10 protein-coding genes, 2 other RNA genes and 2 pseudogenes are annotated in these 15275 nt (G+C 64.9%); 2 read left to right on the top strand and 12 right to left on the bottom strand.

All coding sequences use genetic code 11. The features are described 5' to 3' along the window. Window positions 1–139: 139 nt before the first annotated feature. On the bottom strand, window positions 140–2212 hold the full coding sequence (locus J5I97_RS00810) for a tetratricopeptide repeat protein (RefSeq protein WP_208588405.1): 2073 nt from the start codon (window positions 2210–2212) through the stop codon (window positions 140–142). A gap of 116 nt (window positions 2213–2328) precedes the next feature. Here J5I97_RS00810 and J5I97_RS00805 point away from each other — a divergent pair. Continuing rightward, a non-coding RNA gene (locus J5I97_RS00805) (sX9 sRNA) lies at window positions 2329–2404 on the top strand. A gap of 14 nt (window positions 2405–2418) precedes the next feature. Here J5I97_RS00805 and J5I97_RS00800 read toward each other — a convergent pair. From J5I97_RS00800 to J5I97_RS00755, 10 genes and pseudogenes are all read right to left on the bottom strand, one after another. After that, window positions 2419–3396: pseudogene (locus J5I97_RS00800) on the bottom strand (YheT family hydrolase); the annotation flags it as partial. A gap of 63 nt (window positions 3397–3459) precedes the next feature. Beyond that, on the bottom strand, window positions 3460–4263 hold the full coding sequence (locus J5I97_RS00795; RefSeq protein WP_208588404.1) for a lysophospholipid acyltransferase family protein: 804 nt from the start codon (window positions 4261–4263) through the stop codon (window positions 3460–3462). 121 nt (window positions 4264–4384) lie between these two features. Continuing rightward, on the bottom strand, window positions 4385–4813 hold the full coding sequence (locus J5I97_RS00790; protein WP_208588403.1) for a hotdog fold thioesterase: 429 nt from the start codon (window positions 4811–4813) through the stop codon (window positions 4385–4387). Window positions 4814–4923: 110 nt separating this feature from the next. Continuing rightward, window positions 4924–4999: non-coding RNA, sX9 sRNA (locus J5I97_RS00785), on the bottom strand. 205 nt (window positions 5000–5204) lie between these two features. Next, entirely contained in the window at window positions 5205–7223 is a 2019-nt protein-coding gene (locus J5I97_RS00780) for a phospholipase D family protein (protein ID WP_208588402.1), read from the bottom strand. Then, entirely contained in the window at window positions 7220–7792 is a 573-nt protein-coding gene (locus J5I97_RS00775; protein WP_208588401.1) for a YceI family protein, read from the bottom strand. The genes J5I97_RS00780 and J5I97_RS00775 overlap by 4 nt, the downstream gene beginning before the upstream one ends. Window positions 7793–7795: 3 nt before the next feature. Next, the gene (locus J5I97_RS00770; protein WP_208588399.1) at window positions 7796–8272 is read right to left on the bottom strand and encodes a SixA phosphatase family protein; all 477 of its coding nucleotides are present in this window, start codon (window positions 8270–8272) and stop codon (window positions 7796–7798) included. Between the two features lie 13 nt (window positions 8273–8285). After that, window positions 8286–8918, bottom strand: a complete 633-nt coding sequence (locus tag J5I97_RS00765) for a ParA family protein (RefSeq protein ID WP_208588397.1) — start codon at window positions 8916–8918, stop codon at window positions 8286–8288. Window positions 8919–9215: 297 nt separating this feature from the next. Then, window positions 9216–10133 (bottom strand): AEC family transporter, encoded by a 918-nt coding sequence (locus tag J5I97_RS00760; RefSeq protein ID WP_208588395.1) that lies wholly within the window; start codon window positions 10131–10133, stop codon window positions 9216–9218. Window positions 10134–10649: 516 nt separating this feature from the next. Continuing rightward, window positions 10650–11043 (bottom strand): annotated as a pseudogene (locus J5I97_RS00755) (tetratricopeptide repeat protein); the annotation flags it as partial. A 107-nt stretch (window positions 11044–11150) separates the two neighbouring features. Here J5I97_RS00755 and J5I97_RS00750 point away from each other — a divergent pair. Further along, complete coding sequence (locus J5I97_RS00750; protein WP_208588393.1) at window positions 11151–14843, top strand: indolepyruvate ferredoxin oxidoreductase family protein; 3693 nt, start codon at window positions 11151–11153, stop codon at window positions 14841–14843. A 162-nt stretch (window positions 14844–15005) separates the two neighbouring features. Here the strand turns inward: J5I97_RS00750 and J5I97_RS00745 are convergent, their stop codons facing one another. After that, window positions 15006–15275: a DUF3253 domain-containing protein gene (locus J5I97_RS00745; RefSeq protein ID WP_208588391.1), complete on the bottom strand. Its 270-nt coding sequence runs from the start codon at window positions 15273–15275 to the stop codon at window positions 15006–15008.

The following is a 15275-nucleotide window of genomic DNA, read 5'->3' as shown; positions in this document are numbered from 1 at the left end:
CGACTGCTGGTGGTTTCAGCATGTCTGGGAAATAGGACTTCGATCGCAAGTGTGATGTGTTGTGCGCATTGCGTCAGCGGCGAGGATGCCATCGCAATGGAACCCTTTGGTGCGCGCGACCGGGTTTATTGCTGCCGGCTCACTCCTGCGGGTAACCGAAGCGCACCGCCATCGAGGTGAGCAGATCGAACTGCGCGCCCAGCACACCACGGTAGTTGCGCCACCGGCCCGAGGCCAACCGCGCCGGGCCGCGCGGTTCGACCAGCGGAAAACTCAGGCCGAAGGCCTGCTCCAGCGCGCTGGAAATCCCCTGCGGGTCGCTCTCGATGCCATCCAGCCGGATGATGCGGTGGGAATACAGATCGCGTTCGTGTAGCACGGCAAGTTGTTCCAGCGCAGCCAGCAACCAATCGGTGGCCTGCTGCGGCGACTGGACGGCCAGTGGCGCGGGCGCGCCGGCCGACAGCCAGTCCAGCAGCATGTCGCGCGGGTCGCGCAGCGCAATCGCCAGCCGGCCTTCGGGCAGATGCGGGCGCAGCGCGGTGAGCAAGGTGTTGTCCCACCACAGCAGCCAGTCGATAACGTTGCCGTCGTCGATGCCGCGCCGCGGCAGCTGCGCCTTCCAGCCTTCCACCAACGCCATCGGTGCCAATTGGCCGGAAGCCAGTTGCTCGACGGTGCGATAGCTCTGCAGTGCGTCGGACGGCGGCGTGGTGCCGTAGCGGTCGCCGCGCACCAGCGGGGTAGCTGCGCCCATCACTGCGATCAGGCATTCAACATGCGAGCCGGGCGTGCCCCAGACGAACAGCGGACGGGCAGTGACGGTGTCGGGAATGGTGCCCAACGCCGGCCATTGCATCGGTTGCTTGGCGGCCTGCGGCGGCAACGGCAGACGGTGCTGGGCCTGTTCGCGCTGGAACTGCATCCAGGTCGCCAATGCGGCATCGGGCTGGTCGGCGCGATCCTGCACATTGCCCAGCCACGGCCGCAACAAGGTCTGCCGAGGCTCGGGCAGCGAGTCGATCAAGGATTGCACGCAGGCGATCGCCGCCGGCGGGTCGCGTTCCAGCAAGGCTTCGACGATGCGCTGCTCCCCGCTGATGCGGCCCGGTTCCACCGCCACGATCTGGCGCGCCACCATCTCTGCTGCGTCGGCGTGACCTTGCATGTCGTGCACGCGCATCAGCGCTTCCAGCGCCGGCAGATGCTCAGGCATGGCCAGCAGCCAGCGCTCGATCACCACCTGTGCCTGCAGCCCGCCGACCGACTCCACCGCCAGGCGCGCAAGCCATAGGTCGTGTGCATTGGCCGAGGTGGCCAGCGCCGCGTCCAGGGTGTCGCGCGCCTCGTCCAGCGCGCCCAAACGCTCCCAGGCGGTGAGCAAGGCGTGCAACGTGCGCCGGTCGGCCGGCCAATGCGCCAGCGCCAGACGCAAATGCGCGGCGGCCTGATCAGGACGCCCGGCGTGCAATTCCATCTCGCCGGCGAGCCGGCGCATGGCCGGAATGTCGCCGTCGGGCTGAGCGAGCACGCCATGCATCGCCGATAGCGCATCGTCCAGACGCCCTTGGCGCTGGGCGAGCTGCGCAATGAATGCGCGCAGTGCTGTACCGGGGGGTGTGAGTTCGATCACCCGCTCGAAGGCGCGCTCGGCAAATGCAAAGTGTTCTTTGTGCAGATACGCAAAGCCCAGCGAAAGCAATACCCGCGCATCGTCCGGCAACTGCTCGGCGGCGCGCGTGAGCAGCGACAGCGCACGGTCGCTTTGCCCGCGGCGCATTTCCACCAGGCCATCGACGGCCAGCAACTGCGGATGCTCCGGCGCCAGGCGCGCGGCGGTGCGGCTCAGCCGTTCGGCCTCGTCCAGATCACCGCGCGCCACCGCCAGATGTGCCTGCATCACGTAGGCGTTGAACTGGTTGGGGTCCAGCGCGGTGGTGCGCAACAGCGCGGCATCGGCGGCGGACAGATCGCGCGCGTCCAGCAACACGCCGGCGCGCAGAAGATGCAGGTCGGCATCTTCAGGCGTCAGCGTCAGTGCGGTGTCGAGGCTGGCCAGCGCCAGTGTCGGCTGACCTTGCTGCTGCAGGGCAAGCCCGAGCCAGCAATGCGCGGCGGCGGTGTGCGGCGCAGTCGTCGCCCATTCGCGTGCCAGCGCCACCGCATCGTCGGCCGCATTGCGGCGCAAGGCTTGAAGAATGGCGTCTTGCATGACGGCGGCGTATCCAGGACAAACGCCTATTGTAACGAGGCGCGGCGCCGGCTTAGCGCGGCTGACAAAACGACCGCACGCTCCGCCAGGCGGGCGCGACCGGTGCCCGGAACGGCATGTCTCATTCGTACACTGCGGTTGCTCCGCGCCGCCCGCACGCACCTGGCGACTGATCGCTACGTATTGTCAGCCACTCTCAAGCTGTGTGCCGTCAGTCGCTCAGCCACCCAACGCTCGGCGAAGCCGTCGCCGCGGGCGTTTTCCAGAAAGCCGCAATGACCGCCCCAGCGCGCGATTTCCAGCTGTGCGTGCGCGGGCAAATGCCAGGCGGCGAAATCGGCGAACGGAATCACCGGGTCGTCTTCGGCCATCAGGATGTCGACCGGCACCTGCACGTTGGCCAGGCGTTCGCCGGTGATCGAATAGCTGTCGAAATACGCTTCCAGCGAGCCATGACCAGTGTGCTGTTCGGCCAGCCAGGCCATCAGCCCGCGCAGGTCCAGCGCCAGGGTAGCGTCGTCGTAGCCGTGTTGATCGGGGAACAGCTTGCGCTTGCGCAGCAACGATTCGCGCCATTTACGACGGAAATACCAGTCGTAAAACTGCGGGCCTTTTTCCAGTTGCAGCATTGTCGCCGCCGGATCCAGCAGCGGGCACACCGCTGCCACGCGCGCCAGTGGCAAGCCGGCGGCCGGCGCGCGCAGCGCAAGCCGCAACGCGAAATTGCCACCTAGCGAGTAGCCCGCGGCCAGCAACTGCGGCGCGGGAAAACGCCGCCACAGATCGCCCGCAGCGTTGACCACTTCTTCGATGCGATCGGAGTGGAACAGGTCCACGTTGAGGTGATGGGTGCCGCCGTGATCGCGAAAATTCAGCCGGAACACCTGATAGCCCAAGCCGAGCAGGCACGCGGCGGTCAGGCGCATGTAATTGGAATCGGCGCTGCCTTCCCATCCGTGCAGCAACAACACGGTGCCGCGCAGGGGTGTCTGGCCAGGTGGAACGCTCATCCAGCCCTGCAGGCGCACACCGTCGCCGCCATCGAGAATATGTTCGCTGGTGGTCGCACCGCTGGCAGCCAGCAACTGACGGCTGCGGATCCGGCGCAACGCGCTGCTGCCCAGCACCGATTGCACATGCGGGTTGCGCAGCCAGCGCGGCGGCAGGTAGTCGGAGGCGTTCATGCGCTCATCGGCCCAGAGAGGGTGGTGCTGGCCGCAGCAGCGATACGCGTTTGCATCGTCGGCTCAGGACGCCATCGCAGCGATGATGCGTTGACGCGAAGTGTCGGCCAGGCGGCGACGTCCTTCGATATCGAACCGGCGGATCGGTTCCAGAAAATGCACTTCGGCCAGCCGCGACGGCTCGCCGAGCACGCGCACGATATTGGCGAAGAAACTCTCGCGTTCACCGAACGCGACCACCGCCTGCGCATTGCCACGCACGCCGTAACGCAGCGCCACCGGCTGCACCGGTACGCCGGACTCGACCGCGGCTTGAAAGATGCGCGCATGGAACGGGCCGACCTCGGTGCCGCCGCGGGTACGCCCTTCGGGAAACACGCCCACCGGCTTGCCGCTTTGCAGCCGCGCGCGCATCTCCTGCAGCACACAGCCCAGCGATTCGGTATTGCCGCGTTGATGGAAGATGGTCTGGCCCTTGGCCGCCAGCCAGCCTATCAGCGGCCAGCCGGCGATTTCGCGCTTGGCCACAAAGCCCATCACGCGCTGGCTGTGCAGCATCGAGATGTCGATCCAGCTGACGTGATTGGCCACGAACAGGGCCGCGCCCGGTAGCGGGGTACCGAAGTGACGCGGACGAAACCCGAAGATGCGCATCAGATTGCTCTGCCACCAGCGAATCATCCACTCGTCCAGGGTGTCGTCGCGCCCGGTGCGGATGCGCGCCAGCGCCGGAACCACCACGCACAGCATGGTGATCGGCAAGCAGATACTTAAGTGCAACAGTAGCAACGGCACCCGATACAGGTACCGGAACCAACGCCACGCACCGCCAGCGTCACGCGTAGCTTCAAGGGATGACTCGCTCATTCGACGAACGGGACCGGTAAACAGGGGAAAGAGGCGCAACAACTATTTTGACAGCAGCTTGGCCGCTGCGCAGTGCCGGCAGCGGATGGCGCTGTTGCACGCATACGGTTGCCGAGCGGACTCAACCATTGGTGCGTGGAACCACCGCCAGGGTCAGCCGCGAGACGCATACGCGCTTGCCGGCAGGGTTTTCGATGGTGATATCCCACACCTGCGTGCTGCGCCCCACATGCACCGCACGCGCAGTGCCGGTGACCAAGTCCTGGTAGGCGGCGCGCAGATGGTTGGCGTTGATCTCCAGCCCGACGCACATATGGGTTGTCATATCCACGCACAGGTTGCCAGCGCTGCTGCCCAGGGTTTCGGCCAGCACTACCGAGGCACCGCCGTGCAGCAGGCCATACGGCTGTCTGGTGCGCGCATCCACCGGCATGGTGGCGCGTAGCCAATCGTCACCGGCCTCGGTGAACACGATCCCCAGATGTTCGATCAAGGTGTCGCGGCTGAAGGCGTTGAGGGCTGCTAGATCGACTGGTTCGCGGAAGGTCATAGGCTGGGATTGGGATTGGGATTGGGAATCGCGACAACGTCTGCACGTCTGCGGCCGAGGGGGGCCGGTTCAACTGCTGCTAACTGCTTTTGGTTGATCCGACTTAGAGGGGCTAACAACACGTAGCGAGCAGTCGTCAGGTGGGTGCGGACGGCGCGCAGGAACCGGAGTGTACGCGTGGTAGATGCCGATTCCGAGCACCGGTCGCACCCGCCTGGCGGTGAGCGCAGTCGTTTTATTAGCCGCTCTTACTGCTACAACCAGTGCTGATGGGCTGTGTGCTGGTGGGGCATGTCATTGCACAGCAGATGTGACAGTACAGCTATCACTGCGTGCACCAGGCCACGCTTGCAGCTCGGCCAACCTTCCAACTACCGAACGACCACCTCAATCAAAGAATTGGCACCAACCCGGCGCCGAAGGCGGTAAGCATCCTTACCAGCAACCATTTCGGGCCGACGTTGACCTCCGGGAAGTCGCCTACCGCCACGTAGCATTGCCGAAATTGCGGGTCCTGACGTTTGAGCGGGAACGGGCAATTGGGGCCGGGCTGGAACTCGTAATTTGTGGCGTAGCGCCAGGGCCAGACGTCCAGCACCGGCAAGGCTTCGGACACTTTGCCGACGCCGTCGTTCAATCCGCTCAGCACCGGCGATTTTTCGCGTGAGGCCACCGTCCAGGCGTTTTCCGGGGAGATGTCGCGCTCGATGCTGGCGGCCAGCGCCTGCGCAAAGCGTGCATCGTCGATCACCACCGCCGCCTCGGTGTTGTAGTTTTCGCTGCGCGGATCGAAGTTGTGCGTACCGATCACGCCGATGCGGCGGTCCACCACCAGCGATTTGGCGTGCAAGCCCATACGTGCACCGGCGCGTGTCACCGGCAGCGGTTTGTTGACTGCGCGCGTGCCCAGGAACGAGGGCCGCGTTTCGGTCCGCAGCACACGTCGATCGACCTTGCTCCCGCCGGGCGCGCGGCCAGCGCCGCTGCCGCGAATCGCATTACCGGTTATTCCATCGCCATCGCCGCCACCGCTGCTGCCACGCATCGCATTGCCGGCCGCGCTGCCGCCGATCACGCGATTGGCGCGACTGTCGTCGCTGGCAGGTTCGGGCTCCGGATTGAGCTGATCCGGCACCAGGCTGGCGTAGTCCACCGGGGCATCCAGCGGGAACGGCTTGAATTCGTACACGTTGAAGCCCAACTGGCGCATGTTGCGGCGTTTGAACTTGTACGACAGCGCATACACGATCGGGTTGTCGGTGGCAGCCAGGCTATTGGTCGACACCACGATGCGCGGAGGCTGCGGGTGCCGGCGCAGATCGCGGAAGATTGCCTGCGCCTCATCGGACAACACCAGGTAGGGCGTTTGCAGCAACACTTCCTGCTGCGCGCCGGCGATCAGGCTATCCAGTTCCGGCGCCGTGGACACCGCCCTGCCCGCGTGTTCCTTGCGGTGTTTTTGCGGTAGATCGGCCGCATACAGCACGCCTTGCACCGGCATGGCCGGGGTCACAAAGGCATCGCGCACGAATTGCGGGTCGTGTGCTTCGCGGTCCACCCGCGCCACCCGGTCGGGCCGGCGAAAGTTGGCTGGCGGCATCTTCGGTGCTCCCTGCTCCAACAGCAGACGCCCCACATCGTTCAGACGCTCGGCCGGTACGCTGCGCCTGGCGCGCCAGAACGCGTCGAAATTGATCGCCATCGCGCGCACTTCCGGGCCGGCCAGAATCACGTCGCGGTCGCGGAAGTTGTATTCGCTGTCCCAGTCGAAATAGTCGTCTTGGTAATTGCGCCCACCGACCATGCCGAGCACGTCGTCCACCACCAGCAGCTTGTTGTGCATGCGCTGGTTGAAACGACGGAAACAGCACACCACGCTGCTGGCGTAGTCGAAGTAATTGAGTTTGACCTTGCCGAAGGTGGGGTTATAGATACGCAGTTGCAGGTTTTCGTGGGTGCTGGAGAGCGCACCAAGAATCTGCAGATCGGCGATCGCCGACAGCTGGTCGATCAGGATGCGCACCTTGACACCGCGCTGCGCTGCATCGATCAGCGCGTCCAGCACCATGCGCGCGCTGTCGTCCTTGTCGAATATATAGGTCTGCAAATCGACGCTGCGGGTGGCGCTGCGGATCAGATTGAGCCGGGCGACCAGCGATTCCTCCCCGTGGTCGACGATAGTGGCGTAGTGCCGCGGCGCAGCCGGCGTGGAGGCGGTGATGGCTTCGCCGCCCAGCGCGCGCAATGGTGACGGCTGCGCGCAGCGATTGGCCTGGGTGCAGTTGACCGCGGTGCTGCGCGCCGCAGCGGCAACGCCGGCAGCACGGTTGCGTTCGATTCGCGATAGGCCGGCGCATCCGGTGCCGAGCAACAGCGTTGCCAGCACAAGAATCCTCAACACAAACCTCACGGGCGCCGCGCCTCCTGCAGTCGCCCGCGCAAAATGAACGTCACCCTGTCGCCCAGGGCCATCTCCCACGCATTCATTCCGTAACGTCCACGCAGGACCGTACCTCGGCTGATCACATCGCAATCATAGCCCGGCCGCGCGCATTCAGCTGGCGCCACATGCAAGGTCTCGACATGGGTGATTCCGCGAATGGTCAGGTTGCCGGTGATGTCGCCGCCATGCTTGGCCACCTCATCGGTATAGGGAAGCGAGTCGAATTCCACCACCGGGTACTGGGTAACGTCGAAAAAATCCTCGCCACGCATCCAACTCGTGTAGCGGTACTTGCCGGGGATTTCCACCTGCGTGGCATCCAGGCGGAAGCGCACCTGCTGGCGTCCGTCGGGCAACTCCAACACTTCACCGCGAAAACGCGGAAAGAACCCCTCGATCTTCATGCCGAAGCGCGTCCTGATCTCGAACCCGAAGCGCGATTGCACTGGGTCGATGGAGTGCACCTTTTGCTGCGCCACGCACGGGAATACGACCCAGAGCGCGAGCCAGGCGTACCAGCGCAGCGACGTTGACACCGATCAAGGCCACCAGAAGGCAGTCAGGCGGGCGATACCTGGCTCGATGGTCGCGTCCAGCGGCAGTGCAAGCAATGCGATCGACGCAGTCGGCATGCCGCGGTAATCGCCGGTCTGGCCACTGTGCATCAATGCCGCCAGCCGCTCCAGGCCCGGGTTGTGGCCGACCAGCAGCAGGCGCTCGGCCTCGCGGTGTTCGTCCATGAGGCTGGCCAGGGCGCCCGGAGTGGCTTCGTAAATGCGTTCGTCCAGCTGTTGTTCGATGTAGCCGGTGAGCTCCAGCACCGCTTCCAGCGTCTCGCGAGCGCGCCTGGCCGGCGAACACAGGACGCGGTCGGGCACCAGACGCTGCTCGCATAGCCAACGCCCGGCCGCTTCGGCCTCGGCGATGCCATGCGGGGACAGCGGGCGATCGAAATCGGCTTGACCGGTATCGGCCGGCTCGGCATGGGCGTGTCGCAACAGGATCAATTCGCGCATAGGAACGTTCCGGTTAGGCCTTCTTGAGCCACTTGAACAGTGGCTCCCAGTCCTGTTGATGGTCGCGCACCTGCGCCGAGCGGTAGTCGAACAAGCTGCGCCCCAGCCCGGCCATGACCACATAGGCTTGGGTGTCGCGCAGTTGGGTCACCAGCGGGTACGGCCAGGCGCCGATCATCTCGGCCGCCTGCTGCGAGGTCTGGGTCCAGTAACGGGCGCGGTTGAGAACCAGGCCCACAGGCAATTTGCGCTGGTGCACGCGCGCCACTTTGGCCAACGTATTGAGGAAGCCGACCACCGCTTCGATATCCAGCGCCGAGGACAGCACCGGCACCACGATGGCATCGACATGGTCCAGAAATCCGCTCAGGTCGTCGGCCATCGCCCCGGCCGGGGCGTCGATGATCAGCTTGTCGGTGCCATCGGGAACGGCGGCTTGCCAGTTGCGGCGACGGGTGGCGTCGATCGGCAGCACCGCACTTTCCAGGCTGGCGCGGCGTTGTGCCCAACGCGTGGACGAGCCTTGCGGATCGGCATCTGCCAGCACGGTGCGCTGGCCTTGCAATGCCGCATGTGCGGCCAGATTGGTGGCGATCGTGGTCTTGCCGACGCCGCCTTTGGAGGCGGCCACCAGGACTGTCTTCATGCACGCCTCGCTTCCGGGAGCAAGCCGGCAGCGTACACCGCGACCAGGTGAGGAAGTAGTCGAAACGCGTTAAACGCGATGGCAGAGCGCTGGCGCGAGCATCGGGCGCGTGTGGTCGATGGCCGAAGATCCTTGTGCGGCGTATGTGTGGTTGCCAAGTGTTGCATCGCCGTTGTTGTCATCGCAGTGCACCATTGCAACTGCGATCGGCTGGCGTCGTGCATGCAGATCAGGCTGCGGCTCGATCGCCGTGCCGCTCTTAGTCGATACCGCAGCGCGTGCGTCAACAACAACGCATTACGCCACCAGCCGTGCAAGCAACCAGGCCCACGCGGGCAAGGTCAGCAACGATAGCAGGATGCTGTAGCCGACCATGGCCGCGGCAAGGCGCGGTGCCAGCCGATGCGAAATGGCCAGCGCGGCGGCGGTGATCATGGTGGGCATGGCCGATTCGAGCACGTTGGTCTGCAGCATCTGCCCGTGCAGGCCAAGCGCCCAAGACAGCGGCAATGCCAGGATCGGCATTACCATCAGCTTGAACACCAGGCCCACCGCCAGCGGTTTGAGCTCGTCCGCAGGCAGGCGCAGTTGCAGCGAGAAACCCACCGCCAGCATCACCAGCGGCAGCATCGCATCGGCCAGGCCCTTGAGCCCGGAGCCGATCCAGGCCGGCGGCCGCTCCGGCATCAGGGTCAGTGCGAACAGCAGCGCCCAGAGCGGCGGGAAACGCAGCACCCGCAGCAGGATCAGCCTGGCGGTTGGTGGGGTGTCGCCACTGTAACGGGCCAGCACATACAACCCGAAGGTGGACAACAGCACGAAGGTGCCGAACTGGTCGTAGACCACCGCATACGGCAGGGCCTGGTCGCCGATCAGCGCACGTACCATCGGAAACCCGATGAAGCTGGAGTTGGTAAACACCACGCACATCAATAACGCGGCGTATTCCTCGCGCCGGAAGCCGAACAGGCGGCTGCAGCCCCACAGCAAGGGCACGATGATCGCGGTGAGCAGCCAGGGTGTGGCGATGACCCCACCCAGCGAGGCTTCCAGGTGCAGGCGCGGCACATAGGTCAGCACCGAGGCCGGTAAGCAGATGTACAACACGACGCGGTTAAGCACCTCGGCGCTGTTGTCCGGCAATAACCGCAGGCGGGCGAATAGCAGGCCCAATCCCAACATCGCCAGAATCAACGAAAAGGCATCCACCGCCATGGTGTGGTCATGTCTGTCGGAAAGCGATGCGCAGGATCGCATAGTAGGGGGCGGGACCGTATCCGCGGCGCGCTGGCCTGGCTAGCGTGCCTGAGCGGATGCCGCAGCATGGTGGGTCTGCAGCCGGATCGACGCATGCCCATGTCGCACCCCTGCACACCGACCATTTCCAAGATCCTTGTCCGCCCACCGTCGCGACACCTTTGGCAGCATGGACGCCGCCAAAAAGCCAGCAGGAACGTGCTTGCGGCGTGTTCCATGTTGGTGCGCGGGCAAGGGCGTCGGCACGCCATGCCGCGCAGCGATCCTTGTTGAAACGCGGCGCGCGTGGGGATGGGCGCGCGCGATATGAAGCGATCGGCCACGAACAACGCCTGTAGTGCTGGCTCATGAAGCCCCGCGCACTTTGCGCAGGCCGTGTCCATGCAAACGCAGCCACCCGTGCAGATGGCCGTCGCAGAATCGGCTGATGCACGGCATCGCGCTGCGGCGGTTTTCCGGCAGCGCGATGCCGACTTACGGAAACGCCGGTGGGTTGGCCTGCCAGGCCACAAAGACCTCGGCCAGACTGGCGCGCTCTGCCTCCCGCCAGTCGGGCAGCAGGCCGGCATAGTTGGCGGGGCTGCTCCAGCAGTCCGGCCAGGTACGCACGGCGGCGGCGTACCACCTCGACCGCCTCCTGGTTGCGCCCGGCACGCCATAGCGCCAACGCCGCGGTGGTCGGCAACCATGCCGACGCGGCCGGACGACCGTTGGCCAGCTTGGCCCACTGCTGCAACGCTTTGTCGGCCGGATCGGAACGCAGCAGGTCCCAGCCCGTCGTTCCCGACGATGGCACGGTATTGCCGGCTACCGTTGGAAAGCAGCCCCCCAACGCGCCCTGATAGAGCTCGGCGCATACAGGCGTACGCCAGTCAGGTCAGCTGTGTGCACGTCACCGGGCATGTAAATAGCGGCTGCTACAATCGTCAGGCCGTTTTGGAGCCCCTTGTTCCAGCCACCCTTTCCGGGCATGCCATGACCATTACCGCTGCACTCTCTTCTCCCGACTCTGCCAACACGCCGGAGCTCGGCCAGGTGGATGCGGACTACACGCTGGAGCACAAATACACGCGCGCCGACGGGCGCATCTACTTATCCGGGGTGCAGGCGCTGGTGCGGCTGCCGTTGATGCAACGCCTGCGCGACAACGCCGCCGGCCTGGACACCGCCGGCTTCATCAGCGGTTACCGCGGCAGCCCACTGGGCGGGCTGGATATGGAATTGTGGCGTGCGCGCCAGCATCTGGACGCGGCCAGGGTGACCTTTACCCCCGGCCTCAACGAGGACTTGGCCGCGACCATGGTCTGGGGCACCCAGCAGACCAATCTGTTCCCCGGCGCCAAGGTACAGGGCGTGTACGGCATGTGGTACGGCAAAGGCCCGGGCGTGGACCGCAGCGGCGATGTGTTCAAGCACGGCAACGCCGCCGGCACCTCGCCGTATGGCGGCGTGCTGGCGCTGGCCGCCGACGACCATGCCTGCCGCAGCTCGACTCTGCCGCACGGCTCGGAAGAAGAATTCGTCAGCGCGATGATGCCCATCCTCAACCCGGCCGGGGTGCAGGACATCCTGGATATGGGCCTGCTCGGTTGGGCAATGAGCCGCTACACCGGGCGCTGGATCGGCTTCAAGACCATTGCCGAGACGGTCGAATCGTCCGCCTCGGTGGAGGTGGACCCATTCGCACGCACCATCGTGCTGCCGGACGACTTCGCGCTGCCGCCGGGTGGCTTGAGCATCCGCTGGCCGGATCCGCCCGTGGATCAGGAGATGCGCCTGCACCGCTACGCGATCGCCGCCGCGCAAGCATTCGCGCGGGCCAACCGGATCGACCGGGTGGTGCTGGAGTCGCCGCATGCGCGGCTGGGCATCGTGACCACCGGCAAAAGCTATCTGGACGTACTGCAGGCGCTGGAATATCTGGGCCTGGATGCGCAGGCGTGCCGCGACATCGGCGTCCGCGTGTACAAGGTCGGCATGACCTGGCCGCTGGAGCCGGTGGGCATCGGCGCATTCGCGCAGGGGCTCGAAGACATCGTGGTGGTGGAAGAAAAGAAAGCCTTCATCGAGCGGCAGATGAAGGAGCTGTTCTACAACTGGCCGGCCAGCGCCGGGGCGCGACCGAGCATCGTCGGCAAGTACGACGAGCACGGCACGTGGATTCTGCCGTCCACCGGCGAGCTGACCCCGGCCACGATCGCGGCGGTGATCGGCAAGCGCATCCAGCGCTTTTTCACGACTGACTCGATCGAGCAGCGACTGCACTGGATGGACACCAAAGAAGCGGAAATGGCCTTGCCGCGCGTGCTGTTTCCGCGGGTGCCGCACTACTGCTCCGGCTGCCCGCACAACACCTCCACGGTGGTGCCGGAAGGCTCGCGCGCACTCGGCGGGATCGGTTGCCACTACATGGTGACCTGGATGAATCGCGCCACCGACACCTTCACCCACATGGGCGGCGAAGGCGTGACGTGGTCTGGGCAGGCGCCGTTTACCGATACGCCCCACGTATTCCAGAACCTGGGCGATGGCACCTACTTTCATAGCGGTTCGCTGGCGATTCGGCAGTCGGTCGCCACCGGCGTCAATATCACCTACAAAATTCTCTACAACGATGCGGTGGCAATGACCGGCGGCCAGCCGGTGGACGGCACACTTACCGTGCCGGACATCGCGCATCAACTACGTGCCGAAGGCATCCACGAAATAGCGGTCGTCAGCGACGACATCGAAAAATGGACGCGCAGGCGCGAGCGTTTTCCCAGCGAGGTGGCCTTCTACGATCGCAGCGAGCTGGATGCGGTGCAGCAGCGTCTGCGCACGGTCAAGGGCGTATCGATCTTGATCTTCGATCAGACCTGCGCCACCGAAAAACGCCGCCGTCGCAAACGCGGCAAGCTGATCGACCCGCCCAAGCGCGTCATGATCAATTCGCTGGTGTGCGAAGGCTGCGGCGATTGCGGCGAGAAGAGTTTCTGTGTGTCGGTGCTGCCCAAAGAGACCGAGTTCGGGCGCAAGCGCGAGATCGATCAGTCCAATTGCAACAAGGATTATTCCTGCGTGTCGGGCTTTTGCCCGAGCTTTGTCACCGTGCATGGCGGTGCGGTGCGCAAAAGTAAACAACGCGATGCGAGCGCGTTGTTGGACAACCTGCCCCTCCCGCCGCAGCGCACCACACTGGAACAGCCCTGGAACATCCTGATCACCGGCGTCGGCGGCACTGGCGTGGTGACCATCGGCGCCCTGCTCGGCATGGCCGGGCACCTGGAAGGCAAAGGCGCCACGGTGCTGGATCAGACCGGCCTTGCGCAAAAAGGCGGCGCGGTGACCACCCATATCCGTATCGCACGCCAACCAGCAGATATCCACGCGGTGCGCATTGCCGCTGGCGAAGCGGATCTGGTGCTGGGCTGCGACATGGTGGTGGTCAACGATTACTGGGCGTTGTCCAAGGTGCGCGATGGCCGCACCCAGGTGGTGCTCAACACCTACGAAGCGATGCCGGGCAGCTTCACCACCCAGCCGGATCTGCAGTTTCCCGCCGCCGAGATCATTGCCGGCGTGCGCATCGCATTGGGCGGCGGGGAGCCTTTGTTACTGGATGCCACGCAACTGGCGACGGCGCTGCTGGGCGATGCGATCGCCAGCAATCTGTTCGTACTCGGCTATGCCTGGCAGCAAGGGCTGGTGCCGTTGTCGCACGCGGCGCTGATGCGCGCGATCGAACTCAACGGCGCGGCCGTGGCGATGAATCAGCAGGCATTTGCGTGGGGCCGCCTGGCCGCAATCGATCTGCCGGCAGTGCGGCGCGCTGCGGGTCTGCCGAACGTTGGCGGGTCTGCGCGTGCGTATGGCCACATACCGCAAGCGCATGCACCCGGCAGTTGGGATGCGCATGATCTCAGTGGCCAAGGTGCGCCACGTGCCTTGGCGCAAACCGATGGCAGCACGCTGCATGGCGATGTCGATGCGCCGGCGCATCCGCTCGACGACGAGCAACTGGCGCAGTCGTTGGATGAAGCCATCGTGCGTCGCGTCGCGTTTCTGACCGAGTATCAAGATGCCGCTTATGCACAGCGGTATCTCGCCCTGGTCGAGCGCGTGCGGTTGCAGGAGGCGCGATGCGTGCCCGGCAGCAGCGCATTGACGCAGGCCGTCGCACGCTATGGCTTCAAACTGATGGCCTATAAGGACGAATATGAAGTGGCGCGGCTGTACACGCGCGGCGATTTTCAACGCCGGTTGCAGCAACAGTTCGAGGGCGACTACAGGCTGCGTTTCCACCTTGCGCCGCCCTTGCTCGCCAAGAAGGATGCGCATGGCCATCCGATCAAACGCGACTACGGGCCGTGGATGTTCATTGCCTTCAAACTGCTGGCGCGGTTGAAATTCCTGCGCGGCGGCAAGCTCGACGTGTTCGGCTACAGCGCCGAACGGCGTGGCGAGCGTCAGCTGATTGCCGATTACGTGGCAACAGTCCAATCACTGCTGGAGCGCCTGGATGTCGACAACGTCGGCCTGGCCGCACAGATCGCCAGCATCCCCGAACACATCCGCGGTTACGGCCATATCAAGCATGCGCATCTGCAAGACGCCAAGGCGCGTGAGGCTGCGTTGATGGCGCAGTGGCGTAATCCCAAGGTGTTGCATGTGGTGCAGGCGGCGTAACAGTGGCGGATCAGCGTTACGGTGCTGTTTTGGCTAGGCACGGTTGATGCGGTTGCGAGTCTGATTGCGTGGCGGTTGTGGTTGATGCTCGTTATGGGATCGGGCGCGATCTCTCAGCGGCAGCGGGCTTTGGATACCCTGCGCCACGCCATCACAGGTGCTTCATTCGAAATGCGAGCCGCGCATCAAACGGATCGGACCACGCGCGGTGTCCAGGTCGACCACCTCGCCCTGCTGGGTGATCCGCACGATGTCCTTGCGTGCCAAGTCGGTGGCCACGGTGCGCACCTGCGGCATCAACGCACGCCAGGCAGTGGCGTCATCGTTGATTGCGCGAGCTACTTCGGAAGGGCAGATCGAGCGCTCCGGCAACCGGTGTGCAAGCAGTGCGCGCATGACCGCTGCGATCTGCACGTCATCGACCTGTTGCAC

Source organism: Xanthomonas fragariae (assembly GCF_017603965.1).
In the GTDB taxonomy this organism is placed as follows: Bacteria; Pseudomonadota; Gammaproteobacteria; order Xanthomonadales; family Xanthomonadaceae; genus Xanthomonas; species Xanthomonas fragariae_A.
This window is presented reverse-complemented; position numbering and strand designations above follow the sequence as displayed.